Origin of the sequence: Arthrobacter sp. GMC3 (assembly GCF_002929305.1) — a bacterium.
In the GTDB taxonomy this organism is placed as follows: Bacteria; Actinomycetota; Actinomycetes; order Actinomycetales; family Micrococcaceae; genus Specibacter.
On the sequence record NZ_PJIO01000003.1, the window covers coordinates 50,885 to 75,354 of the forward strand.

General features: G+C 63.5%; 23 protein-coding genes. 2 read left to right on the forward strand and 21 right to left on the reverse strand.

Going from position 1 to position 24,470, the window contains the following annotated elements:
• Positions 1-114: 114 nt before the first annotated feature.
• Genes pyrF through pyrR form a run of 7 tightly spaced genes read right to left on the reverse strand, consistent with a single transcriptional unit; the run spans position 115 to position 8,956 of the window.
• Entirely contained in the window at positions 115-954 is an 840-nt protein-coding gene (gene pyrF / locus CXQ94_RS06355) for an orotidine-5'-phosphate decarboxylase (protein ID WP_104087401.1), read from the reverse strand.
• A complete protein-coding gene (carB, locus tag CXQ94_RS06360; protein ID WP_104087402.1) occupies positions 944-4,255 on the reverse strand; it encodes a carbamoyl-phosphate synthase large subunit in 3,312 nt (1,103 codons plus the stop codon). The genes pyrF and carB overlap by 11 nt, the downstream gene beginning before the upstream one ends.
• The gene (carA, locus tag CXQ94_RS06365) at positions 4,255-5,439 is read right to left on the reverse strand and encodes a glutamine-hydrolyzing carbamoyl-phosphate synthase small subunit (protein WP_104087403.1); all 1,185 of its coding nucleotides are present in this window, start codon (positions 5,437-5,439) and stop codon (positions 4,255-4,257) included. The genes carB and carA overlap by 1 nt, the downstream gene beginning before the upstream one ends.
• Positions 5,432-5,974 carry a hypothetical protein gene (locus CXQ94_RS06370; RefSeq protein ID WP_258066803.1) on the reverse strand — a complete coding sequence of 181 codons (543 nt, stop codon included), beginning with the start codon at positions 5,972-5,974 and terminating at the stop codon, positions 5,432-5,434. The genes carA and CXQ94_RS06370 overlap by 8 nt, the downstream gene beginning before the upstream one ends.
• Complete coding sequence (locus CXQ94_RS06375) at positions 5,974-7,299, reverse strand: dihydroorotase (protein WP_104087404.1); 1,326 nt, start codon at positions 7,297-7,299, stop codon at positions 5,974-5,976. The genes CXQ94_RS06370 and CXQ94_RS06375 overlap by 1 nt, the downstream gene beginning before the upstream one ends.
• A complete protein-coding gene (locus CXQ94_RS06380; protein ID WP_104087405.1) occupies positions 7,296-8,309 on the reverse strand; it encodes an aspartate carbamoyltransferase catalytic subunit in 1,014 nt (337 codons plus the stop codon). Before CXQ94_RS06380 ends, CXQ94_RS06375 begins: the two co-directional genes overlap by 4 nt.
• Positions 8,306-8,956, reverse strand: coding sequence for a bifunctional pyr operon transcriptional regulator/uracil phosphoribosyltransferase PyrR (pyrR, locus tag CXQ94_RS06385; protein WP_104087406.1), 651 nt, complete (start codon positions 8,954-8,956; stop codon positions 8,306-8,308). Before pyrR ends, CXQ94_RS06380 begins: the two co-directional genes overlap by 4 nt.
• A 150-nt stretch (positions 8,957-9,106) precedes the next feature.
• Here pyrR and CXQ94_RS06390 point away from each other — a divergent pair, with 150 nt between their 5' ends.
• Complete coding sequence (locus tag CXQ94_RS06390) at positions 9,107-10,531, forward strand: PrsW family intramembrane metalloprotease (protein WP_104087407.1); 1,425 nt, start codon at positions 9,107-9,109, stop codon at positions 10,529-10,531.
• Between the two features lie 88 nt (positions 10,532-10,619).
• On the opposite strand, the gene nusB is transcribed toward CXQ94_RS06390, so the two are convergent.
• From nusB to CXQ94_RS06460, 14 genes are all read right to left on the reverse strand, one after another.
• Entirely contained in the window at positions 10,620-11,066 is a 447-nt protein-coding gene (gene nusB, locus CXQ94_RS06395; RefSeq protein WP_104087408.1) for a transcription antitermination factor NusB, read from the reverse strand.
• On the reverse strand, positions 11,066-11,629 hold the full coding sequence (gene efp, locus CXQ94_RS06400) for an elongation factor P (RefSeq protein ID WP_104087409.1): 564 nt from the start codon (positions 11,627-11,629) through the stop codon (positions 11,066-11,068). Before efp ends, nusB begins: the two co-directional genes overlap by 1 nt.
• Positions 11,630-11,747: 118 nt before the next feature.
• The gene (locus CXQ94_RS06405) at positions 11,748-12,248 is read right to left on the reverse strand and encodes a hypothetical protein (RefSeq protein WP_104087410.1); all 501 of its coding nucleotides are present in this window, start codon (positions 12,246-12,248) and stop codon (positions 11,748-11,750) included.
• A complete protein-coding gene (gene aroB / locus CXQ94_RS06410) occupies positions 12,249-13,340 on the reverse strand; it encodes a 3-dehydroquinate synthase (RefSeq protein WP_104087411.1) in 1,092 nt (363 codons plus the stop codon).
• Positions 13,337-13,843 (reverse strand): shikimate kinase, encoded by a 507-nt coding sequence (locus tag CXQ94_RS06415; protein WP_258066804.1) that lies wholly within the window; start codon positions 13,841-13,843, stop codon positions 13,337-13,339. Before CXQ94_RS06415 ends, aroB begins: the two co-directional genes overlap by 4 nt.
• Positions 13,844-13,914: 71 nt before the next feature.
• Entirely contained in the window at positions 13,915-15,114 is a 1,200-nt protein-coding gene (gene aroC / locus CXQ94_RS06420; RefSeq protein WP_104087413.1) for a chorismate synthase, read from the reverse strand.
• Positions 15,115-15,143: 29 nt separating this feature from the next.
• Positions 15,144-16,037 carry a shikimate dehydrogenase gene (locus tag CXQ94_RS06425; RefSeq protein ID WP_258066805.1) on the reverse strand — a complete coding sequence of 298 codons (894 nt, stop codon included), beginning with the start codon at positions 16,035-16,037 and terminating at the stop codon, positions 15,144-15,146.
• Positions 16,034-17,392 (reverse strand): endolytic transglycosylase MltG, encoded by a 1,359-nt coding sequence (gene mltG / locus CXQ94_RS06430; protein ID WP_104087415.1) that lies wholly within the window; start codon positions 17,390-17,392, stop codon positions 16,034-16,036. The genes CXQ94_RS06425 and mltG overlap by 4 nt, the downstream gene beginning before the upstream one ends.
• On the reverse strand, positions 17,385-17,984 hold the full coding sequence (gene ruvX / locus CXQ94_RS06435; protein WP_258066806.1) for a Holliday junction resolvase RuvX: 600 nt from the start codon (positions 17,982-17,984) through the stop codon (positions 17,385-17,387). The genes mltG and ruvX overlap by 8 nt, the downstream gene beginning before the upstream one ends.
• A 7-nt stretch (positions 17,985-17,991) precedes the next feature.
• Complete coding sequence (gene alaS, locus CXQ94_RS06440) at positions 17,992-20,670, reverse strand: alanine--tRNA ligase (RefSeq protein ID WP_104087417.1); 2,679 nt, start codon at positions 20,668-20,670, stop codon at positions 17,992-17,994.
• Between the two features lie 41 nt (positions 20,671-20,711).
• Complete coding sequence (locus CXQ94_RS06445) at positions 20,712-20,948, reverse strand: hypothetical protein (RefSeq protein ID WP_104087418.1); 237 nt, start codon at positions 20,946-20,948, stop codon at positions 20,712-20,714.
• 58 nt (positions 20,949-21,006) lie between these two features.
• Complete coding sequence (locus CXQ94_RS06450) at positions 21,007-21,381, reverse strand: DUF948 domain-containing protein (protein WP_104087419.1); 375 nt, start codon at positions 21,379-21,381, stop codon at positions 21,007-21,009.
• Between the two features lie 159 nt (positions 21,382-21,540).
• Positions 21,541-22,167, reverse strand: coding sequence for a 30S ribosomal protein S4 (rpsD, locus tag CXQ94_RS06455; protein WP_104087420.1), 627 nt, complete (start codon positions 22,165-22,167; stop codon positions 21,541-21,543).
• 202 nt (positions 22,168-22,369) lie between these two features.
• Positions 22,370-23,830 (reverse strand): replication-associated recombination protein A, encoded by a 1,461-nt coding sequence (locus tag CXQ94_RS06460; protein WP_104087423.1) that lies wholly within the window; start codon positions 23,828-23,830, stop codon positions 22,370-22,372.
• A 32-nt stretch (positions 23,831-23,862) separates the two neighbouring features.
• On the opposite strand from CXQ94_RS06460, the gene CXQ94_RS06465 reads away from it, so the two are divergent.
• Entirely contained in the window at positions 23,863-24,468 is a 606-nt protein-coding gene (locus tag CXQ94_RS06465) for a Vms1/Ankzf1 family peptidyl-tRNA hydrolase (protein ID WP_104087425.1), read from the forward strand.
• Positions 24,469-24,470 lie beyond the last annotated feature (2 nt).

Below are 24,470 nucleotides of genomic sequence, written 5' to 3' on the forward strand. Positions count from 1 at the left end.
TTCTCAGGGCCGTTGGCAGGACCCTTGCACAAAGAAATGTATCCCATGAACCTATCCGCACCGAGGCGGGAAAATCAATCCAAGGGCCGTCCCCGTTTGGGCGCGGCCTACCCCCTACAAGCCAAGCAGTGTTTGTTCAGTTGCCGCACGCAGGGCTGCAAGCTCCGGACCGGCGGCAAGGATGCCCCGGCTTGAGGTAGCCAGGACTGCCGGGTAGGCGGGACCAAAGGTGGCCCGCATGTCCGCACCAGTGGCCCCCTGGGTGCCAAGCCCCGGGGCCAGGATCGGCCCATGCACCGCGGCCAGGTCAATGCCAAGATCGATCAGGGCGGTGCCAACCGTGGCACCAACCACTAAACCAACCGAACCCAATGACTCCTGGGCGTAGCGTTGATTTTCGAGCGCCGCCGCCTGCACAATGCGTTTGGCGACTGACTCGCTGCCGCCCACATGCTGCACGGAGGCGCCCTCGGGGTTGGAGGTCAGTGCCAGGACAAAAACGCCCCGTCCGTTGCTGGCCGCCAAATCCAGAGCCGGCCGCAGCGACTCAAAGCCCAGGTAGGGGCTCAGGGTCACCGAATCGGCTGCCAGTGAGGAACCATCGCGCAGCCAGGCGTCGGCGTAGCCTGCCATGGTGGAGCCAATGTCCCCTCGCTTGGCATCGGCGATAGTCAAAACCTGAGCCTGCACCGAGGCCGCCAGAAGCTCCTCCAGTGCAGCCAGCCCGGCCGAACCGTGGCGCTCATAGAGCGCCACCTGCGGCTTGATGGCCGCCGCCAAGGGGGCCACGGCCTCCAGGACGGTCTGTGAGAAAGTTCTCAGACCCTGCACCGAATCGGCCAGGCCCCAAGCCGCCAAGAGGCCCGGGTGCGGGTCAATCCCCACACACAGGGGTCCCTTGGCGGCCATGGCCTCGGCCAGCCGGGCACCGAAAGGTGTGTTGCTACTTGGCATGCTGCAGCGCCTGACCAGCCGCCAGGACCTTGGCGTGTTCCTGCAAGCTGGTGACATCCCATTCGTAGGTGCGCAGCGCCTCCATGGCCTGGACGGCCACGTTGAACTCGGCCACGGTGGTGATGCACGGTTTGCCGTTGGAGACGGCTGCGGCGCGGATCTCGTAACCGTCACCACGGGCCTGACCGCCGGTGGGGGTGTTGAAGATCATGTCGATCTCGCCGTTGTTGATCAAGTCAACAATGGTGCCTTCGCCCTCGGAGGAGGTTCCCTCGGCAATCTTGCGGACCGTGGTGGAGGCGATCCCGTTGCGGCGCAGCACGTCCGCCGTGCCGCCGGTGGAGACGATCTCGTAACCAAGATCGGCGAGACGCTTGACGGCCATGATGATGTTGCGCTTGTCGCGGTTGGCCACCGAGACAAAGACCTTGCCGGAGACGGGCAGGGCGTTGTTGGCCCCGGCCTGGCTCTTGGCGAATGCCGTGTCAAAGTGCTTGTCAATGCCCATGACCTCGCCGGTGGAGCGCATTTCAGGCCCGAGTAGGGAGTCAACAACGTGACCCTCAACCGTGCGGAAACGGTTGAACGGCATGACAGCTTCCTTCACGGCAACCGGGGCTGAGTCCGGAAGGGTGCCACCGTCGCCGATTTCCGGCAGGATGTGGTGAACGCTGCGCAGGTGGGCAATGGAAACGCCGGTGCCGATCAGCGCGGCGGCCTTGGCCATCTGCACGCCGGTTGCCTTGGAGACGAACGGCACGGTGCGGGAGGCGCGCGGGTTGGCCTCGAGCACGTAGAGGATGTCTGCGGCCAGGGCGAACTGGATATTGATCAAGCCACGCACGCCCACGCCTTCGGCGATGGCGCGGGTTGCCTTGCGGACACGCTCCTGAACGTCCTTGCCCAGGGTGATGGGAGGCAGCACGCAGGCGGAGTCGCCGGAGTGGATACCCGCTTCTTCGATGTGCTCCATGATGCCGCCGAGGTACATGTCCTTGCCGTCGAACAACGCGTCAACGTCAATTTCGATGGCGTCTTCCAAGAACCGGTCGATCAGGACCGGGTGGGCCTCGGTGATTTCCGTGGCGTTCTTGATGTAGCGGGAGAGGTTCGCCTCGTCGTAGACGATCTCCATGCCGCGGCCACCCAAAACGTAGGACGGACGGACCAGGACAGGGTAGCCGATCTCGTCGGCGATCTTCTTGGCGTCGTTGAAGGAGACGGCGGTGCCGTTCTTGGGCGCAATCAGCCCGGCCTCATCGAGTACGCGGGAGAACATGCCGCGGTGCTCGGCCAGGTCGATAGCCTCCGGCGAGGTACCAAGGATGGGGACACCGGCGTCGGCCAGTTCCTGAGCCAGCTTCAAGGGGGTTTGCCCGCCCAACTGGACGAACACTCCCATGACGCCACCGGTGCGCTCCTCGGCCGCGATGACTTCCAGCACGTCTTCGAGCGTCAGCGGCTCAAAGTACAGGCGGGTGGAGACGTCGTAGTCGGTGGAGACGGTTTCCGGGTTGCAGTTGACCATGACGGTCTCGTAGCCGGCCTTGCGCAGTGCCATTGACGCGTGCACGCAGGAGTAGTCGAACTCGATGCCCTGGCCGATGCGGTTGGGTCCTGAGCCCAGGATGATGATGGATGGCTTCTCGTGCAGCGCGATCTCATCTTCCTCGTCGTAGGAGGAGTAGTGGTACGGGGTGTAGGCGTTGAACTCGGCCGCACAGGTGTCCACGGTCTTGTACACGGGACGGATGTTCAGTGCCTGGCGGACGCCGCGCACCACTGCCTCGGAGTTGTTGGTCAGGGCACCGATCTGGGCGTCCGAGAAACCGTGGCGCTTGGCCAGTTTCAGCATCTCCGGGGTCAACGCGGTTGACTGGCGGACGGTCACGGAGACCTCGTTCAGCAGTACCAACTGGTCAAGGAACCAGGGGTCGATCCCGGTGGCTGCATAGAGTTCCTCTACTGTTCCGCCACCTAGGAGGGCGCGCTGCACCTGGGAGAGGCGCTCGGTGGTGGGGCGCTTGGCGGCCTCGATCAGATCGGGGACGTCCAGGGCGTTGACGGAGGAGAAGTCAAGGCTGGCGCCCTTCTGCTCCAGGGAACGCAGGGCCTTCTGCAGGGCCTCGGTGAAGTTGCGGCCCATGGCCATGGCCTCGCCAACACTTTTCATGGTGGTGGTCAGTGTGGGGTCCGCGGCCGGGAACTTCTCGAAGGCGAAGCGGGGAACCTTGACAACAACATAGTCAAGGCTCGGCTCAAAGGAGGCCGGGGTCTTCTGCGTGATGTCGTTGGGGATTTCATCGAGCGTGTAGCCCAGGGACAGCTTCGTGGCGATCTTGGCAATCGCGAAACCTGTCGCCTTGGAGGCCAGTGCAGAGGAGCGGGAAACGCGCGGGTTCATCTCAATCACGACGACGCGGCCTGTGTCGGGCTCGATCGCGAACTGGATGTTGCAACCACCGGTGTCAACGCCAACTTCACGGATAACGGCGATGGAGATGTCGCGCAGGTTCTGGTATTCGCGGTCCGTCAGGGTCATGGCCGGGGCCACGGTGATGGAGTCGCCGGTGTGGACGCCTACGGGATCAAAGTTTTCGATGGAGCAGACCACAACGACGTTGTCGTTCTTGTCGCGCATCATCTCCAGCTCGTATTCCTTCCAGCCAAGGATGCTCTCTTCAAGCAAAACCTCGGTGGTGGGGCTGTACTGCAGGCCCTGGCCCACAATGCGTTCCAGGTCCGACGGGTTGTAGGCCAGGCCGGAGCCGAGCCCGCCCATGGTGAACGAGGGGCGCACCACCATGGGGTAGCCCAGGTCCTTGGCGGCCTCAAAGGCCTCGTCCATGGTGTGGATGATGTGGCTGCGGGCGCTTTCGGCACCGCAACGCTCCACGACGCCCTTGAACTTTTCGCGGTCCTCGCCAAGCTCGATGGCGGCAATGTTGGCGCCGATCAGCTCGACGTTGTACTTGGCAAGCACGCCGTTCTTATCCAGCGCGATGGCCGTGTTCAGGGCAGTCTGGCCACCCAGGGTGGGCAGGATCGCGTCGGGGCGTTCCTTGGCGATGATCTTTTCAACTACCTCGGGGGTGATCGGCTCCACGTAGGTGGCGTCTGCAAACTCGGGGTCGGTCATGATGGTGGCCGGGTTGGAGTTGACCAGGATGACCCGCAGGCCCTCCTCCTTCAACACGCGCAGTGCCTGGGTGCCGGAGTAGTCAAACTCGGCGGCCTGGCCGATCACGATGGGGCCGGAACCGATGACCAGGACGGACTTCAGATCTTCTCTCTTGGGCATTAGTTCTTTTCCTCAGTCTGGGTCGCGGCGGCGGTGCTGGCCATCAGGTCGATAAAACGGTCAAAAAGGTAGGCGGAGTCGTGCGGACCCGCAGCGGCCTCCGGGTGGTACTGGACCGAGAACGCGGGGATGTCCAGGCAAGCCAGGCCCTCGACGACGTCGTCGTTCAGGGAAACGTGGCTGACTTCAACGCGGCCGAAGCGTTCTTCGGGGGCGGTGACGGCGCCGTCCTTGGGGGCGTCGACGGCGAAGCCATGGTTCTGGCTGGTGATCTCCACCTTGCCGGTGGCGCGGTCCATGACGGGCTGGTTGATACCACGGTGGCCATAGCGCAGCTTGTACGTGCCAAAGCCCAGGGCGCGGCCCAGGATCTGGTTGCCGAAGCAGATGCCGAAGAACGGCAGGCCGGCGTCGAGGACCTCGCGCAGCAAAGCAACCTGGGCATCGGCGGTGGCGGGGTCTCCGGGGCCGTTGGAGAGGAACACGCCGTCGGGATTGACGGCCTGAACGTCCGCAAGGGTGGAGGTGGCGGGCAGTACGTGGACACGCACGCCGCGCTCGGCGAAACGCTGCGGGGTCATGCCCTTGATGCCGAGGTCGATCGCGGCGATGGCGAACTTGGCCTCGCCGTCCCACCCGTGGTCGGCAGGCTCCACGACGTAGGCTTCGGTCGCGCTGACGGCTTCAGCGAGCTGCAGGCCCTCCATGGACGGCTGGGCGTTGACTTCGGCCAACAGTTCCGCTTCGGGGCGCAGTGCGTCGGCACCGGAGAAGATGCCAGCCTTCATGGCGCCGCGTTCGCGCAGGTGGCGGGTGATGGCACGGGTGTCAACACCCTGGATGCCCACAATGCCCTGGCCGGAGAGCTCGTCGTCGAGTGTTCCCTCCGAACGCCAGTTGGACGGGCGGCGAGCCGCGTCGCGGACCACGTAGCCGGCAGCCCAGATCTTCGCGGACTCGTTGTCGGCCGCGTTGACTCCGGTGTTGCCAATGTGCGGGGCGGTCTGGACGATCAGCTGGCGGGCGTAGGAGGGGTCAGTCAGGGTCTCCTGGTAACCGGTCATCCCCGTGGTGAACACGGCCTCGCCCAGCGCGGTGCCGACGGCGCCGTAGCTGGTGCCGCGGAAGGTGCGGCCGTCTTCCAAAATCAGTAGCGCCTGTGCAGGCATGGTTGCTTCACTCATTCTCATCGTTCTTTCTGCTTATGTCTGCGTCAGGCAAATCGTCGCCGCCGCCCAATAATTCGTTCAAGGCCTTAACCAAAGGGCGTTTTGCAACAGCCTCCTTGGTTCTAAATCCTGTGTCAACGCTCATCTCACCCAGTAGCCAGCTCATGACCACCAGCCCATCCTTTTCCACAAACTTACCGGCCATGCCAGCTTGTGTGGTGACCTCGGTCAGGGCCGCGGTGGCAATAAAGAGATCCGGGGCGCCGCGGCGCCGCAAAAGCACACCCTCGGGGTGAATCTCAAGTTCCGCCGGTGTGCGCACACCCAGGCTGTGAACGGCTATCCGGTCCAGCCAGTCACCCGTTGAGGTAGTGGTCACGTACTGTCCGGCCACGCTCATGGTGGGCGTGCCCAGTGTGGCGGGAACCTCGGGAAGTTCGGCAACGTTGCCCTGGCGCTTGAGCTTGTTGCGCCAGCCCCACCACATCATCCCAAAGACCACCACGATCAGCAGCAGGGTGAGGATCGCCGGTATGGTGCGCTCCCCCACTAGTTGGACTCGTAACGGTAAGGGGTGTTCAGCACGCCATCGAGCACCGTGGGGTGGCCGCGGAAGAAGGTGGCCACCACTTTCCCTGGCAGTTCCATGCCGGCGAACGGGGAATTGCGGCCCTTGGTGGCCATGGCGGAAGGGTCAACGTTCCAGCGAGCCGCCGGGTCGATCAGAACAATGTTGGCGGGCTCGCCCACTTCCAGCGGGCGTCCCTGGTCTGCGAGCTGTCCGATGGCTGCCGGTGTGGTGGAGGTGACGCGGGCGAAGTCGGCCCAGCTCATAAGCCCCGTCTCGATCATGGCGTCCTGCACCACCGAAAGGGCCGTTTCCAGTCCTGTCATACCCATGGCCGCCGACGCCCATTCGCATTCCTTGGCTTCGCCGGGGTGCGGTGCATGATCGGTTCCAACAATGTCGATGGTGCCATCGGCCAGGGCAGCACGCAGGGCGTGCACGTCGGCGTCAGCGCGCAACGGCGGGTTGACCTTGTAGACGGGGTTGTAACTGCGGACCAGTTCCTCGGTCAGCAGCAGGTGGTGCGGGGTGACCTCGGCCGTGACGTTGATGCCGCGTTCCTTCGCCCAGCGGATGATCTCCACCGAACCTGCCGTGGAGACGTGGCAGACGTGCAGGCGTGAACCCACGTGCTGGGCCAGCAGGACGTCGCGGGCGATGATGGACTCCTCGGCGACGGCGGGCCAGCCGGCCAGGCCGAGCACTGCCGAGACCTTGCCCTCGTTCATCTGGGCGCCCTCGGTGAGGCGGGGTTCTTGCGCATGCTGGGCGATCACCCCGTCGAACGCCTTGACGTACTCCAGGGCCCGACGCATCAGGACAGGGTCGCTGACACAGATGCCGTCGTCGGAGAACACTCGGACGCGGGCGCGGGAGTCGGCCATGGCTCCCAGTTCGGCAAGCTGCTTGCCGGCCAGGCCCACCGTGACGGCACCAACGGGGCGGACGTCAACCCAGCCGGATTCGCGACCAAGCGTGTGGACCTGCTCCACGACGCCGGCTGTGTCGGCCACGGGTGAGCTGTTGGCCATGGCGTGCACGGCCGTGAAGCCTCCCAGCGCGGCCGCCCGGGTTCCGGTCTCAACGGTTTCGGCATCTTCGCGGCCGGGTTCGCGCAGATGGGTGTGCAAATCGACCATGCCCGGCAGCGCCACCAGGCCCGCGGCGTCGATCACGGTGGCATCCCCCACAACGTCCGCAGTGAGGTTTTCGCCCACGGCGGTGATGATGCCGTCGGCAACCAGGATGTCCGCTGTGGTGTTGCCCAGCAGTGACGCGCTGCGAATCAGGTAACTGGCGTTAGTCATGAGAAGTCCTTTGCTGGGGGCAGGCTGGTGGAAGTGGCGGGGTTCTCGCGGAGGTCCCCGGAGAGCAGCAGGTACAAGGTAGCCATGCGCACCGAAACACCGTTGCGGACCTGGGCCAGGACGGTGGAGCGGGGGGAATCGGCGGCAGCGGAGGATATTTCCAGTCCGCGGTTCATCGGCCCCGGGTGCATGATGATGGTGTCTTTGAGGTTGAGCGCGTCCAGCTTGGCCAGGCGTCCGTCGTCAAAGCCCCACCGGCGGGCGTACTCCCGGGTTGAGGGGAAGAAGGAGGCATTCATGCGTTCGGCCTGAACACGCAGCATCATGACGGCGTCTACGCCTGCCTCGATGGTGGCGTCGAGGTCGTAGCTGACCTCGCAAGGCCAATGCTCGACGCCGACCGGCAGCAGGGTGGGCGGGGCCACCAGTGTGACGTGGGCGCCCAGGGTGCGCAGTAGCCAAACATTGGAGCGGGCTACGCGGGAGTGCAGCACGTCCCCGGCAATGACCACGCGCATGCCGGCCAGATCAGCCCCCACCGAGGGGACGCCCTGGAGTGCGGACCAGTGCGCGCGCATCGTAAAGGCGTCCAGCAGGGCCTGGGTGGGGTGGGCGTGAGTGCCATCCCCGGCGTTGATCACGGCCGCGTCGATCCAACCGGAGCTGGCCAGTCGCGCGGGGGCACCGGAGGCCCAGTGCCTGATCACGACGGCGTCGGCCCCCATAGCCTGCAAGGTTTGCGCCGTGTCCTTCAGTGATTCGCCCTTGGAGACCGAGGAACCCTTCGCGCTGAAGTTGATAACGTCTGCCGAAAGCCGTTTTGCCGCGGCCTCGAAGGAGATCCGGGTGCGGGTGGAGTCCTCAAAGAAAAGGTTCACCACGGTGCGTCCACGCAGGGCGGGAAGCTTCTTCACTTCCCGCTCCCCCACGGCGGCCATCTCCTGGGCCGTGTCGAGGATCGCCAAGGCGTTTTCACGGCTCAGCTGTTCGGTTCCGAGCAGATGCCTCATGCGCCGGCCTCAATAACTACTTCGTCGGTAACGTCCGCGCCGTCGATCTCGGCGAGCCTGACCCTGACCTTTTCGCTGGAAGAGGTGGGTAGGTTTTTCCCCACGTGATCGGCCCGGATGGGCAGTTCCCGGTGGCCACGATCCACCAGGACGGCAAGGCGGACGGCCTGCGGTCGGCCCAGGTCCACTAGTGCGTCCAGTGCAGCCCTGATGGTGCGTCCGGAGTACAGGACGTCGTCCACCAGGACAATCACCTTGTTGTCGATGCCGGAGACCGGGAGTTGGGTGCGTTGGGGCGCACGCGTAGGCTGGTGCGCCAAATCGTCACGGAACATGGTGACATCAAGTTGCCCCACGATGGCTGCGGCGTCGATGCGCGGATCGGTGGCGGCCAATTTGGCGGCAAGGCGCTGGGCGAGCGGGTAGCCACGGCGCGGGATGCCTAGCAAGAGCAGGTTTTGCGGGCCCTTGTTGGCTTCCAAAATTTCATGGGCGATGCGTGTTAAGGCCCGGTCTATGTCAGCGGCCGTCAAAACCACCCGGGCGGATGCGGCGGTGGTAGCCACCGCGTTTTGCACCGCCGGAACCGGTTCTACAAATGCTGGGTCACTGGACACAGGCTCAAAAGGCGCGGAGGAAATAGTCATAACCTCAAGGCCCCCTTTCCCCGCCTCACTGGACGGAATTAAAAGGATGATTGCAGGGCCAAATCTACCACAGCACCCCGTTGATGCCGCCCCGCGGTCCCCGCGCGCGGCACCTTGGAGCGGCCCGCACTTGGCCCTACCCTTAGTGGTATGACTGAACCCTGGCAGCAGCCACCCCCTCAAGGGAACACCCCCGACTGGCCGAGCCAACCATGGCAAAATCCGGGCGGCGGGGCCCCACAACAGCAGCCGCACTACGCTCAGGCTCCGTTGTCCCCGGCGGCGGCACCGGGCACCGTTCCCCCGCAGAATCAGCCGGGCGCGTCCATGGCTCCGGCGCACGAGTACTGGATGCACACCCCACCCGTTACTCACCGTCGCAAGGGCTCGGGCGTGAAGGTGACAAACATCATCTTGCTGTGCGTGCTGGTCCTTGTCACCTTGGGAACCCTTGCCGTCTTCGCCTGGTCCATTGGCGCCAGCGTTTTTCTGATTTGCGGTGCACTCGCGCTCATTCCTTTGACCATCTGCGTGCTGACCCTGATGTGGATTGATCGGTGGGAGCCTGAACCCAAGACGGCCTTGCTGCTTGGTTTCTGTTGGGGTGCCGGCATGGCCGTCATCACCACCTTGGTCCTGGGCAGTTGGGTGCAGCCCCTGCTGATGGCCAGCAACGCCTCTGCGGATCCGGACATGATCGGTGCCGTGATCCAGGCCCCGCTGGTAGAAGAAATCTGCAAGGGCGCCGGCGTGCTGCTGCTGTTCTTCCTGCGACGGCGCACCTTCGACGGTCCCATCGATGGCCTGGTCTATGCCGGCATTATCGCCGCAGGCTTCGCCTTTACCGAGAATATCCTCTACTTTGGCAACGCCTGGATAGAAAGCGACGGCGCTGCCGGTTCACTTGTCGGGATCTTTGTGATGCGCGGGCTGATGTCCCCCTTCGCCCACGTCATGTTTACCGGCGCCTTGGGTATTTGCGTTGGCTACGCGGCACGCCGCGGCGGCACCGCCATGGTCCTGGGTGCCTGGGTGGTGGGATTGGTTCCGGCCATGTTGCTGCATGGACTGTGGAATGGTCTGACCTTCATTGGAGGAAACTTCTTCGTGCTGTACCTGGTACTTCAGGTTCCCATCTTCGTCTTGTTCATCGTTGCCGTGATCTTCCTGCGGCGCTCCGAGGCGAAGCTCACCCGGGCCAGGCTTTCCGACTATGTGCCGTCCGGCTGGTTCAGCCCACAGGAGGTTCCGATGCTCGCCACGGGCTCCGGCCGGCGTCGTGCACTGGTCTGGGCCAAGAGCTTCGGGGCCGGGGCGGCTATGAAGGAACTCATTCGCTTGGCCACCCGCCTGGCTTTCACCCGGAACAGGCTGCTGGTGGATGCCAAGGGCGCCCCGGGCAGCGCCAGCGCCACACGGTTCGGCGCGGCACAAGTCCAGGAGTTGGAGTTGTTAAACCAGGCCACCGCCACCCGTGGCCAGCTTTTGGCCCAGCACGCCGCGGCAATCTGGCGGGCCCAGCAGATGCAGCGACCACCAATTACGGGCCCCACTAATATGGGCCCACGGTACTAGGCAGGTATTAAAAAAGACCCGCACCCGGATACGAGATCCAGGTGCGGGTCATTTTTTGTGTAACCAGAACTGTGTGTAACAAGAACTATCAGGCCAGCAGTGTGGGCTTGACCTGTTGGAGGCGGCCCAGCAGTCCGTTGACGAACTGCGGCGACTCGTCGGTGGACAGAGTCTTGGCCATCTCGACGGCTTCGCTGACAGCAACGGCGTCGGGGACGTCGTCGTTGTACAACAGCTCCCAGGTGCCGATACGCAAGATGATGCGGTCGACGGCGGGCATGCGTTCCAGGGTCCAGCCCTGTGAGTACGTTTGCAAGTACTCGTCGATGCTTTCCTGCATGGCGGTGACGCCTTCAACCAGATCGACCGTGTAGACGTTGATGATCTGGTCTGCAACAATGCGGCGGGCCGTCATTGCCGAGAGGGCGGTGACGTCGCGCTGCTCGGCCTCGAACAAAATGTCCAGGGCGCGGCGGCGGGCCTTGCTGCGCGCCGAATTGGGTTTGCCCGTAGGGCTAGTTTGAGCGGTTGCCACTACTCGCTGACACGTCCCAAGTAGCTGCCGTCGCGGGTGTCGACCTTGACGAGGGTGTTGTTCTCCACGAAGAGGGGAACCTGGATCTCGAAGCCGGTCTCCACCGTGGCGGGCTTGGTGCCCGCGGAGGAACGGTCACCCTGCAGGCCGGGCTCGGTGTAGGTGATGCGAAGCTGCACCGACGGGGGAAGTTCAATGTACAACGGGGTGCCTTCGTGCAACGCAATGGTGACGTTGGTGTTCTCGAGCAGGAAGTTCGTGGCATCCCCGACAGTTTTGGCCATAACGGTGAGCTGGTCAAAGTTCTGGTTGTCCATGAAGACGAAGTCTTCGCCATCCTGGTACAGGTACTGGTAATCGGAGCGGTCTACGGTGGCCGTCTCGATCTTCAGGCCAGCGTTGAACGTCTTGTCAACTACTTTGCCGGAGAGGATGTTGCGCATCTTGGTGCGAACAAAGGCGCCGCCCTTGCCCGGCTTGACGTGCTGGAACTCAATGATGTTCCACAGCTGTCCCTCAAGTTTGAGAACGGTGCCGTTCTTGATGTCGTTAGTCGTTGCCACAGGTAGCCTCTTACGTATAAGTGTTATCAAAAATCCATTGACCATATTACCGCATGGCACCATCCAACAGCGACTTTTCTCATCGAAACGTGCTTACCGGCACATGTCCGGCACCCCGCTACGAACTCTCGGCGAGGTCCAGTGCACGTTTCAGGGAAACAGTGGAGGAGTAGATGGCGCTGGCATCGGCTCCGGCGGCAACGCGCTGCTCTAGTGCAGTGGAAAAACTCTTTGCCGCAGCACTATACCTGCCGCTGCTGAAGTAGACCTTCCCCAGCTGTTGAAAAATCCAAGGCTCCACGGACGTGCCGGTCACCTCCGGAAGCAGGGCCTTCAACAGGCGTTCGGCCCTGTCAAAGTGCCTGGTTGCCCGCAGCACCTCGGCATCAAGGACCTGCAGGCGAACCGATTGTGGATCGGCCAGCCGGGCGTCCGCTGCCATCTCGGCGGCCTCGGAGGTGAGCCCGCGGGCCAGTAGCACAAAGATGTGATCCGCCGCATCGGAGGAGAGTTCCAGCGCCTGCTCGCACTTTTCTTCATCGACCACCTCCGGCAGCAAGGTGGAGGGGTTCAGGGCGGTGCCCGGGAAACCCGTGGACGGCCAATCTTTCAGTCCCACCTAGGAAGCAATCTCCTGGTAGGCGGCAAAAAGTAGTGACGTGTCGGGGACGTCAAGAATTCCTGGCTTGCCGATGCCGTCCAGCACCACGAAGCGCAGCAGGTCACCGCGGGTCTTCTTGTCCCTGCGCATGCCATCGAGTAGCGCCTGCCAGCGGTCCTTACGGTACGTCAGGGGCAGACCCAGCTGCTCAAGAATCGTCCGGTGCCGGTCGGCGTCGGCATCGCTGAGTCGACCCACACTGCGGGCCAGCTCCGCGGCGAACATCATGCCCACCGATACGGCGGCACCGTGGCGCCACGAGTAGCGTTCGGTCAGTTCAATGGCGTGGCCCAGGGTGTGGCCGTAGTTCAGCGTCTCGCGCAGCCCGGACTCATGGAGGTCCACGGAGACCACCTTGGCCTTGACGGCGATGGCCCGTTCAATGAGTTCACGCAACACATCAGAGCGGGGGTCTTTGATGGCCTCAGGGTTAGCCTCGACAAGATCCAAAATGACCGGGTCCGCAATGAAACCGCACTTGACCACCTCGGCCATGCCGGAGATGAGTTCGTTGGGCGGCAGGGTGTCAAGGGTGTCAAGGTCCACCAGAACACCGGCCGGCGGGTAGAAGGTTCCCACCAGGTTCTTGCCCTCGGCGGTGTTGATGCCGTTCTTTCCGCCGACGGCGGCATCCACCATGCCCAGCAGCGAGGTGGGCATATTGATCAATTTGACCCCGCGCAGCCAGGTGGCGGCAACGAAGCCGGCAACATCGGTGACGGCACCGCCGCCCACCGCCACGATGGCGTCGGAGCGGGTGAAGTCGTTTTGTCCCAAGACCTGCCAGCAAAAGGCCGCGACCTGGATGTGCTTGCCCTCTTCGGCGTCGGGAATCTCGGCCGTCAGGGTGGTGAATCCGGCAGCCTCAAGATCGTCGCGAACAGTGTCCCCGGTCAACCGCAAGGCACGGGGATGAATCACCAGGACACGCTTGACGCGCTCCCCCAGCAACGCAGGGAGGTTCGCCAGCAACCCACGGCCCACTACGACGTCGTAGTTGTCAGTGGGGGTAGACCCGGTGACCTTGATGACTGTGTTTTCGCTGTTCACTGTGAGGGGTACTCTTTTCTTGATTCTTCTGCCAACAGGTCAATGAGTTCGGTGACCAGTTCCGGCACACTTGAGTTGCTGACATCGATGGTGATATCGGCCAGACGGGCATAAACGGGGCCGCGGGCGGCTGCAAGCCGTGACCAGGTCTCGACGGGGTCCGCGGCAAGCAGCGGCCGTCCGGTATTGCGCAGGATCCGTTCGCGGACGGTGTCAACCGTGGCCCGCAGGAAGACGACGGTGGCCTTAGCCATAAGCTGTTGGGTCCCGGAGTCCAGCACGGCCCCACCACCGAGGGAAAGCACCACGGTTTTTGGCTTTTCGGCGTCAAGGACCTGAGCTACGGCGCGGGCCTCCAGCTGCCGGAAGTGGTGCTCTCCCCGGGCCGAAAAGATCCGCGGAATGGCCCCGTGCTTGGCGACAATGCGCTGGTCCGTGTCGATGAACTCGATACCCAGGGCGCGGGCGAGCTCGGAGCCGATCACCGATTTACCTACAGCCATAGGCCCAATCATGACGATGGGGCGGACAGGCCGATAGTGCGGCGTGTCCGCCCCCTCCGTCACGGCATTCATCAGTGCCCCAGCGTGTCCAGATTCGCCGGAATGGCTGCCAGGTAGCTGTCCATGTTCCGCTTGGTCTCATTCATGGAGTCTCCGCCGAACTTCTCCACGAGTGCCTCGGCAAGAACCAGGGCGGTCATGGCCTCGGCCACTACACCGGCGGCAGGCACGGCACAAACATCCGAACGCTGGTGGTGGGCCTTGGCCGGCTCACCCGTGGCAACGTCAATGGTTTTCAGGGCGCGCGGGACCGTGGCGATGGGCTTCATGGCTGCGCGGACACGCAGGACGTCGCCGATGCTCATGCCGCCTTCGATGCCGCCGGCACGGTTGGAGGTGCGCACAATCCTGCCCTCACCGTCACGAACGATCTCATCGTGTGCGGCCGAGCCGCGACGGGCGGCCGTGGCGAAGCCGTCGCCAACTTCCACACCCTTGATGGCCTGAATGCCCATCAGGGCCCCTGCCAGGCGGGAATCCAAGCGGCGGTCCCAGTGCACGTAGCTGCCCAATCCTGGCGGAAGGTTGTAGGCCAGTACCTCAACCACACCGCCCAGGGTTTCGCCCTGCTTTTGGGCCACGTCAACCTCTGCCACCATGGCGGCGGAGGTTTCGGCGTCGAAGCAGCGCAAGGGGTCGGCGTCAAGGGCGGCAACGTCGGAGAATACCGGCAGTGCGGCATCCTCGGGTGCGGCCACACCGGCAATCTGAACGGTGTGGCTAACCAGCTGGACCCCTACTGCTGCCAGGATCTGCGCTGCCACCACGCCAAGTGCCACGCGGGTGGCGGTTTCGCGGGCACTGGCGCGCTCCAGCACCGGGCGAGCCTCGGAGAAGGCGTACTTTTGCATGCCGGTGAAATCGGCGTGGCCGGGTCGCGGCCGGGTCAGGGGCGCGTTGCGGGCCTGACCCGCCAACTCGGCGGCGTCCACGGGGTCAGCAGACATGATCTGCTCCCACTTGGGCCATTCGGAGTTGGCAATCTGGATTGCCACCGGGCCACCCTGGGTCAGGCCGTGGCGTACGCCACCCAAAATGGTGACCACGTCCTGCTCAAACTTCATGCGGGCGCCGCGGCCGTAGCCGAGCCGACGCCGTGCCAGGGCGTCCTGGATCAGGGCGCTAGTGAGCTCAACCCCGGCCGGGACGCCTTCAATAATTCCCACAAGAGCCGGGCCATGTGATTCTCCGGCGGTCAACCAACGCAACATACTATCCATCCTGCCATGTTCTACTCGTGCTATTTGTTAGCGGGTCGTCGCGCCAAGCCAAGTGCGTCGCACATCACATTGATGATGTCCCCGACGCGTCCGGTGACACGGTCCTGGTGCCCGCCAGCCTGTGCAAACAATTTCACCTGTTCCACGCCTTGATACAAAAGCATCTCAATCCCCGGAACCACGGCACCGCCTTTGGACTCCCAGGCCGCAGCCAGGGCACTGGGCCAGGGGTCATAAGCAACATCGAGCAGGCAAGCACCATCGAGAGCGGCGGACTGGGAAGCGAATTGCTGGGCCAGGGCGTCTGCCCCGTGCGGGGGAAGCGTGGAAATTACGACGTCGTAGCCCGCCAGAGTGGCCGCGGCGTCCTCGTAGGGCAAAAGTTGGGCAGGCACCTCAAGTCGCGTGGCTACCTCCAGGGTGTCCGCCGCCTTGGCAGGATTGCGCACAAATATGTCCACGTCTCTCGCCTGAAGTTCGCCCAGTGCCGCGACGGCGGAGACGGCTGTACCGCCGCCGCCAAGAATCGCCGCCCGGGGGCGTTCACCCACACCGCCATGGAGCAGGGCGTTGACGATCCCGGCCACGTCGGTGTTGTCACCGCGCAGGTGCGCAACGCCGTCGTTGTTGGTGATGATCACAGTGTTCACAGCACCTAGCGCCCGTGCCACAGGGCTCAGCTCATCGACAAGGTCCACCGACGCGTTCTTCAGTGGCATGGTGACCGAGAGGCCATACCAGTCCCGGTCCTCGCGGACCTTTGAGAAGAAGGCCTCCAACCCCGGTACCTCTACGTCAAATGCCTGGTAGCCGTAGTCGATCCCGAGTGCGGCATAGGCGGCGTTGTGCAGTTGAGGAGACTTCGAATGCCCGATGGGGTGCCCCAGCACGGCTCCGCGCAAACGTTCACTCACTTCTCGCATTGCCCCGCATTAGCGGCACACCAGGCCACATACTTGGCCACGTTGGCCTGATGCTCGGCGTAGGTGGTGGCGAACAGGGTTTCACCGGTCTTCAGGTTCACCGTGACCCAGAAGTAGTACGGGTTGGCCTGGGGATGTGCCGCCGCCGCAATGGCCTTGGCTCCCGGAGATCCGATCGGGCCAACAGGCAAGCCCGGGTTGGCGTAGGTGTTGTAGAGGTTGGACTTATCGTCCTTTTGGGCCTGGGTCAGGTTGTAGGACTTGATGCCCAAGCCGTAAACGACGGTCGCATCGGACTGCAAGTACCCGTGGGTTTCGCCGTTGGGGTTATTGATGCGGTTTTCAATGGCCCCGGAGATTTCCGCGTAGTTGGCCTCGTTGCCCTCGAATTCGATGATGCTGGCAATGGTCAGGATCCGGTACTGTGCGGCTGGCTCGTTCACACCGGCAGCAACCAGGTTCTTCTGGGTGGTGGCCACCATTTGCGCCAGAATCCCCTTGGCATCAAGCTCAATGGGGAAGCGGTACTCCCCCGGCGCCAGATAACCTTCAAGGTTCTTCGCCTGCGCGGGAAGCCCAAACTCTGCCGGTGCGTTGGCAAGCTTTTCAAAGTCGCCAACAGCGATCCCGGTGCTCTTGGCCAGGAGGTCAAGAGTTTCACCCATACGCAGATTTTGCGGGACTGCCGCGTAGTGGACCTTGGTGGCATCGTTGGCCAGCAGCACAGTGACGGCGTCGGAGGCTTTCATCTGCAGGCGCATGTCAAAGGTTCCCGGTTGAAGTGAACCGGTGCCGTTGGCGGCGGTCAGGGCGTCGACGAATGCTTGTTCGCTGGCCACCACGTCCTTGCTTGTCAGCAAGGTGGCGACGGAGCGGGCCGAAGAGCCTGCCGGGATCATGACCTGCACCGAACCGGTACCCGGGCCGGGATAATCCGCCGCCGTGAAGCCACCCAATTTGGGCATAATGGACTGCACCACAAAGAACACCACGACGGCGAACATGACAAAAATGACTGAGAACGCTACCGTGCGGCGGCGTTTGCGGACACGCTTGGAGACGCGTGAGGTACGACGCGAGGGCTCGTGATGGTCCTCGTATTCGAGGTGCTCATCATGGAAAGAGTGCTCCTCGTAGTCAAGGTGCTCCTCGTGAACGGCGTGATCCTCGGCGTAACCGTGGTCCTCGTGGTGGGGCTGTTCGTGGTGCTCGTCGTACTGGGTGCGACCGCGGTGGTCATCGTGATGCACCCACGCCTGCCCGCCGTCATCCACCGGGTCCTGCGTGTGGGCGCGGGCCTGTTCGGCACGGCGCGCCGCGGCGCGGCTGGGGAACGGATCAGTCATGATGCCGTTCCTTCCTGGAAGTGGAAACTTGCGCAACTGGTGTTGAAGTGGAGATGACGGAACTCTCTTCTTGTCCGGACCGCCGGGCGTCAGGTAGGACGTCCGGCCTCTGAGCACGCACTAGTTCCCCAACGTTTGCGTTGCGCGCCTTCTGCATATCAATGGCATGCTGCAAAATACCAACAGCAGCTACCTGATCTATAACTTTACGGTGTTCCCTGCTCCCCATGCCAGCCGCGTGTAATGCCTGGTGCGCACTGACCGTTGTCAAGCGCTCATCGATCAGGCGCACGGGCACCCGTAATCCGGCCTCTTCCAACGCCAGAACCAGCAGTGAAGCATAGCTTCTGGCCATCTCTGCGGAGGTTTTTTCGGCACCCTTAAGTGTGCGCGGGAGCCCCACGAACACTTCAACGGCGCTCCGCTCGGACGCTTCCTTGACCACCACGCGGATGTCGCTGTTTTTCTTCACATCGCGCGAGAGCGTCTTGATGGGCGTGGCCAGGATGCCGTCACGGTCACAGCAGGCCAGGCCAACCCGGACCATGCCGACATCCACGCCGAGTTTAACGCCGTGAGGATACAAAGGCACCGGCGGGTTAGCGATTCTTGATGGCGTCCGAGACGGCTGCCAGGGCCGCGGGGACGGCGTTGACGTCTGTGCCACCACCCTGGGCCATGTCCGGCTTGCCACCGCCGCCGCCGCCGAGGATACCCGAGGCAAGCTTCACCAGGGCTCCAGCGGACACGCCAGCGCTTCGGGCGGCGTCGTTGGTGGCAATGAAGATCACGGGGCGGCCGTTGCTCGCACCGGCGATTGCAACGGTCGACGGCGCAGAGCCCAGCCGGTCGCGCAGGTCAAGTGCCAGCGCCCGGAGGTCATCGGCGCCGCTGACGTCACCGGCGTCGTGCGCAATGACACGAATACCATTCGCCTCCACAGCGGTGCCAGCCAAGGTGGCGGCAGCCGCGCCAAGCTGTTCCTTGCGCAGGCGCTCCAGTTCCTTCTCGGCCGTCTTGAGCTTGGCTAGGGTTGCGGCCACACGCTCCGGCAGGAGGTTGGAGGGCACCTTGAGCATGTCAGAGAGTGAGGAGACCAGGGCACGCTCGGCGGCCAGGTGGCGGAACGCGTCCATGCCAACAAAGGCTTCCACGCGACGGTTGCCCGAGCCTACCGACTGCTCACCCAGCAGGGTCAGCGAACCAATTCGGGAGGTGCTCTCCACGTGCGTGCCACCGCACAGCTCACGGGACCAGGCGCCGTCGATCTCCACAACGCGCACCTCGGAACCATAGTTTTCACCGAACAGGGCCATGGCGCCCAAGGCCTTGGCGGCGTCCAGATCCATGACCTTGGTGTCCACGCGGAAGTTGTTGCGAATGGCGATGTTCGCGACTTCCTCAATTTCGGAGCGGGTTGCCGCGCTCAGGCCCTCACCCCAGGCAAAGTCAAAGCGCAGGTAGCCGGCCTTGTTGTAGGAGCCTCGCTGAAGCGCTTCCGGGCCAAGGATCTGGTGAAGGGCGGCATGGACAATGTGTGTGCCCGTGTGGGCCTGCTCGGCAGCATGACGGCGTTCCCGGTCCACGGCGGCGCGCACCAGGGCGTCAGCGGGCAGTTCACCCTCACGCACGATCGCCTTGTGCACGCTCAAACCCTTGATGGGCTTCTGAACATCCAAGACTTCCACAATGAAACCGTCTCCGGTGATCAGGCCGGTGTCTGCTGCCTGCCCGCCAGCCTCGGCGTAGAACGGGGTGGCGTCCAGAACGATCTGAACTTCATCGCCTGTGGAGGCGTGGCTGACGGCGGCACCGTTGGAGAGGATGGACCGGACACGCCCCTGACCCTCAAGCTCGGTGTAGCCGGTGAAGACCGTCTCGCCCTTGGCCAGCAGTTCGTGGAACACGGTGAGGTCGGCGTGGCCGCTCTTCTTGGCTTTGGCGTCCTTCTGGGCGCGCTGGCGCTGCTCAAGCATGAGGGCACGGAATCCGGCCTCGTCCACGGCAAGCCCGGCCTCGCCCGCCATTTCCAGGGTCAGGTCGATCGGGAAACCGTAGGTGTCATGCAGGGCGAAGGCCTCGGCGGCGGAGAGGTTCGTGTTGGCCGCCTTCGATTCCTTCACGGCCTCCTCCAGGCGCGTGGTGCCGCTGGCGATGGTGCGCAGGAAGGAGCGCTCCTCCGCGTAGGCAATCCGGGCAATCCGGGCGAAATCCGTCTCGACTACCGGGTAAGCGCCCTTCATGGCGTCACGGGAGACCGGCAGCAGTTCGGGCAAGACGGCGGTTTCCACGCCGAGCAGGCGCATGGCACGCACGGCACGGCGGATCAGGCGGCGCAGCACGTAGCCGCGGCCTTCGTTGGAGGGGGTGACGCCGTCGGAAATCAGCATCAGTGAGGAGCGAATGTGGTCGGCCACTACGCGCAGGCGCACATCATCAACGTGGTGCGGATCGGCCGGGTCCTCGGTGGAGGTGTACTTCTTCCCTGACAGTTCGGCGGCCTTGTCCAGGACAGGGCGGACCTGATCCGTCTCGTACATGTTCTCCACGCCTTGGAGAATCATGGCGAGGCGTTCCAGGCCTAGGCCAGTGTCGATGTTCTTGTTGGGCAGCTCGCCCACAACATCGAAGTCAACCTTGGAGGTGACGTTGTCGATCTGGTACTGCATGAACACGAGGTTCCAGATTTCGATGTACCGGGTCTCGTCGGCGATGGGGCCGCCGTCGACTCCGTATTCGGGGCCGCGGTCGTAGAAGATTTCCGAGCAGGGGCCTGCCGGGCCGGGCTGGCCGGTGGACCAGTAGTTGTCTTCCTTGCCAATGCGCTGGATGCGCTCCACGGGGAAGCCGACCTCATCGCGCCAGATTGCCAAGGCTTCGTCGTCTTCTTCGTAGACAGTTACCCACAGCTTCTCGGGGGGCAGACCAAAGCCACCGTCGGCCACCGAACTTGTCAGCAGTTCCCAGGCGTAGGGAATGGCGGTTTCCTTGAAGTAGTCGCCAAAGGAGAAGTTGCCGCACATTTGGAAGAAGGTGCCGTGACGGACGGTCTTGCCGACCTCGTCAATGTCACCGGTGCGGATGCACTTTTGCACGCTGGTGGCGCGCTTGTAGGGAGGTACTTCACGCGCGGTGAGGTAGGGAATGAAGGGCACCATGCCGGCCACGGTGAAAAGCAGCGACGGGTCGGAGGAGATCAACGACGCAGAGGGTACGGGGGTGTGCCCCTTGCCGGCAAAGAACGTGATCCAGCGGTCTGCAATGTCGTGCGATTTCATTAGCCTGATGGCTCCTTCAGTAGTTCTGTTGTGAAAAAAGATTAGTGGCGCGGTGCGCTGGGTTTTTCTGCGTCCAGGCCCAGGGCGGCTCGCAGGTCTGCTTCGCGCTGATCCATGTTTTCCCGGAGAGTATCGGCGAAGTCGTGGACGGCGTCGCTCGCCGAGCCCACGGCCCGGTTCAGTCCCTCGGGGCCTAGTGCACCCTTTGCAGCGGCAAGCTTGCGGGCCACCACCACGCCGATGGTGATGCCAACGCCAAGCCAAAAGATTTTCTTCATGGGCGAGTTTCTCTCCGGGGTCTGGTGCGGTGCACCGTCATGGGCATGTTCTTACACTTTAACGGCTGCGGCGGGCGCGCGTTGATTTTCCGCGGCTACTGAAGGCCTGACGCACGCCATAGGAGAACGCGGCGACCTTAATCAGCGGCGATCCTAGTGTGGCGGCAAACAGTGACGAAAGAGCGGAGATGTTGGCCGTCGCGTCGGAGATGTTGTTTGAGATCCCATCGACCTTGGTCAGCTGGGTGTTGGTGGTGGCAACCGTGGTGGTGACCTCATCGATGAGGGGCACCGTGCCGTCACCGATTTGCTTGATGGTGACGCGAATTTCGTCAAAAACCTTGCCAAGCTTGAAAATGGGTACGGCCAAAAGTGCAACCAAAATGGCGAATACGCCTGCTGCAATCAGTCCCGCAATGTCTCCACCACTCATGAAAGGGCCGCCTCGTTTCGGTATTTCTTACTGTTGTTTCCCTCAGGAAGCCTACCGACAATGCGGGGCACCTTAGTTACAAAGCAGCCCGCGGCGCGTGCCACGGGCTGCTTTGTAGCTATTGAGCCGTACGGATCCGGCTCCACTCATGCCAAAAATTTAGCGTGAGTAGAATTCAACGACCAGCTGCTCTTCACAGGTTACGGGAACCTCGGCGCGCTTCGGGCGGCGAACCAGGCGGGCCTGGAGGCTTTCCAACTTCACGTCAAGGTATGCCGGAACGGCGGGGAGCACGTCGCGGTGAGCACCGGCTGCAGCGAGCTGCAACGGCGTCATGGACTGGCTGCGCGGGTGCACGTGGATCAGCTGACCCTCGGCAACGCGGAATGACGGACGGTCCACGCGGGCGCCGTCAACCATGATGTGGCGGTGCACAACCAGCTGGCGAGCCTGGGCGGTGGTGCGGGCAAAGCCGGCACGCAGAACCAAGGCGTCCAAACGGGTTTCCAAGATCTCAACCAGGTTTTCACCGGTCATGCCCTTGGTGTGCTTGGCTTCTTCGAAGGCACGGGTCATCTGTGCTTCGCGGATGCCGTACTGGGCGCGCAGACGCTGCTTTTCGCGCAAGCGTACCGCGTAGTCGCTGTCCTGCTTCTTGCGGGCGCGACCATGCTCACCGGGGCCGTACGGACGGCGCTCGAGGTACTTGGCTGCCTTCGGAGTCAGAGCAATGCCGAGGGACCGCGAAAGGCGGGCCTGCCGGCGGGCACGTGTGTTGTTAGCCACTTGTGTCCTTCCAATATTTGCAATAAATAGTGTCCTGGCCTCCATTATGGAGAGTTGAGGCTATTGCGGCCTTTTAGCTACAGCACCTGGGCATATCCAACAGATTTCATCAGCGCGGCCTCGAGGGACGCGCTCATAATCACTTGTGTTGGGCATGGAGCCAAGGCTTGCCAGTGCGCCATCAACTCTACCACCTGCTTCGTTACGTTCCCGACCCCGGAACCTTGGAGCCGGTTGTTGTGCCGCGGATGATGGAGCGCAGCCGTTCCACACGCACGCCAAGGTCCCGTTCCACGCCGTTGGCGGTGGGCACATAGTAGTTCTTGCCCACCAGGTCATCCGGCGGGTACTGCTGGGTGGCGATCGAATGCGGTGAATCGTGGGCGTAAATGTAGCCTTTGCCATGTCCCAGCCCGGCCGAACCGGCATAGTGTGCGTCGCGCAAGGGCGGCGGAACCATGGTTCCCTTGCCGGCGCGCACATCTGCAATGGCGGCGTTGATCCCCATATAGGCGGCATTTGATTTGGGTGCCGTGGCAACATGCACCACGGCCTCGGCCAGGATGATCCGGGCTTCCGGCATGCCGATCAACGCCACCGCCTGGGCGGCGGCCACAGCAGTTTGCAGGGCCGTGGGATCGGCCATACCCACATCTTCGGCGGCGGAAATCATGATGCGGCGGCTGATGAAACGGGGGTCCTCCCCTGCCTCGAGCATGCGTGCCAGATAGTGCAGGGCGGCGTCGACGTCGGAGCCGCGGACCGACTTGATGAAGGCACTGATGATGTCATAGTGCTGGTCCCCGGCCCTGTCGTAGCGCACGGCGGCCGCGTCGATAGCCCGTTCGGCGACCGCAAGATCCACCAGGACAGGGTCACCGCCACCTTGGGGTCCTGTGGCCCCGTTCTCCGAGAGCGCCACGCCTGCCGCAGCTTCGAGGGTTGTCAGTGCGCGGCGGGCGTCACCGCTGGCCAGCCGAACAAGGTGGTCAAGGGCCTCATCGGTCAGTGTCACCACTCCGTCGAGTCCGCGCTGGTCAACCAGGGCACGCTCCAGCAGGCCCTGAATATCGTCATTGGTCAGCGGCTTGAGCGTGAGCAAAATGGAGCGCGAAAGAAGCGGCGACACCACCGAGAACGACGGATTTTCGGTGGTCGCGGCGATGAGAACCACCCACCGGTTTTCCACCCCGGGCAGCAGCGCGTCCTGCTGCGCCTTGTTGAAACGGTGGATTTCGTCGAGGAAAAGCACCGTGGTGCGCCCGTGCAAATCACGGTCCGTCAGGGCCTGATCCATGACCCGTCGCACATCCTTCACCCCGGCGGTAATGGCGGAGAGTTCAACAAATTTGCGTCCGGGTCCGCGAGCAATGACATGGGCCAAGGTGGTTTTTCCGGTACCCGGAGGCCCCCACAGCATGACCGACGCCGGCCCCGCCGGACCTCCGGCATTGCCGCCGGCCGCGAGCATCTGCAGGGGCGAGCCAGGACCCAACAGATGCTGCTGGCCCACCACTTCCTCCAGGGTGCGCGGGCGCATCCGCACCGCCAGCGGACTGCGCGGGCGCGATGATGCCGGCTGTTTCCCGCCGCCAAAGGTGAGGGCGCCAGCGTCGTCCGTCTCGTCATCGTCATCTAATGCGCTGCTAAAAAGGTCACTCACCTCTCAAGGCTAACCCCCGGTAGTCTTGCTGCGTGAACCCTGCCACCCGCACCGCCTTCGTTCCCGCTGCCCGCCTGCCCGCCTGGCTGGAACGCTTTGCCGCAGCCCATCGTGGCAAGGATGCCCAAGAAGACACGGACGACGGCGTGCTCCTGAGCATGCGCGATGGTGCGGTTGCGCTGCTCTCACCACCCTGGCCCGACGATGGCCGCCCCGGACGTGGCACGGACTTGCTGGAGCGACTGGTTTCCGTGGCCGCCCAGGAACGTCGCCTTGGCCTGGTCTTGGTGCGCCGCGGTGGCTACGGCGTTGGAGTTGCCGTGGCTGGCACTTTGTTGGCCAGCAAGGTGGGCACGTCCTCTGCGCGTTCCAGGGGTGCGGACGCGGGGGCCGCCGTTGTTGATCGCGCGGCGCAGGAAGCTGCCCGAATCTTTGCCGGGCAGGGTTTTGAATATGTTGGCACTGGTGGTGACAAGCCGCTGGTCGAGGCAGTGCTGGCCGCACAGGGGCTGCGCCCCTGTGCCGACCGGCCGCGCCTCGCTCCGCTGGCAGTCGCCGACCCCAATATGGCTGTCCTGCAAAAAGCCGCCGCAGATTTTTGTGCCGTCCGGATCCGGATCACCGACCCGCCCCAGTAACT

Coding starts and splice junctions, on each gene's coding strand:
- pyrF (WP_104087401.1), bottom strand. CDS start 954: ATGCCAAGTAGCAACACACCTTTCGGTGCCCGGCTGGCCGAGGCCATG.
- carB (WP_104087402.1), bottom strand. CDS start 4,255: ATGCCCAAGAGAGAAGATCTGAAGTCCGTCCTGGTCATCGGTTCCGGC.
- carA (WP_104087403.1), bottom strand. CDS start 5,439: ATGAGTGAAGCAACCATGCCTGCACAGGCGCTACTGATTTTGGAAGAC.
- CXQ94_RS06375 (WP_104087404.1), bottom strand. CDS start 7,299: ATGACTAACGCCAGTTACCTGATTCGCAGCGCGTCACTGCTGGGCAAC.
- CXQ94_RS06380 (WP_104087405.1), bottom strand. CDS start 8,309: ATGAGGCATCTGCTCGGAACCGAACAGCTGAGCCGTGAAAACGCCTTG.
- pyrR (WP_104087406.1), bottom strand. CDS start 8,956: ATGACTATTTCCTCCGCGCCTTTTGAGCCTGTGTCCAGTGACCCAGCA.
- CXQ94_RS06390 (WP_104087407.1), top strand. CDS start 9,107: ATGACTGAACCCTGGCAGCAGCCACCCCCTCAAGGGAACACCCCCGAC.
- CXQ94_RS06415 (WP_258066804.1), bottom strand. CDS start 13,843: ATGGCTGTAGGTAAATCGGTGATCGGCTCCGAGCTCGCCCGCGCCCTG.
- aroC (WP_104087413.1), bottom strand. CDS start 15,114: ATGTTGCGTTGGTTGACCGCCGGAGAATCACATGGCCCGGCTCTTGTG.
- mltG (WP_104087415.1), bottom strand. CDS start 17,392: ATGACTGATCCGTTCCCCAGCCGCGCCGCGGCGCGCCGTGCCGAACAG.
- alaS (WP_104087417.1), bottom strand. CDS start 20,670: ATGAAATCGCACGACATTGCAGACCGCTGGATCACGTTCTTTGCCGGC.
- CXQ94_RS06445 (WP_104087418.1), bottom strand. CDS start 20,948: ATGAAGAAAATCTTTTGGCTTGGCGTTGGCATCACCATCGGCGTGGTG.
- CXQ94_RS06450 (WP_104087419.1), bottom strand. CDS start 21,381: ATGAGTGGTGGAGACATTGCGGGACTGATTGCAGCAGGCGTATTCGCC.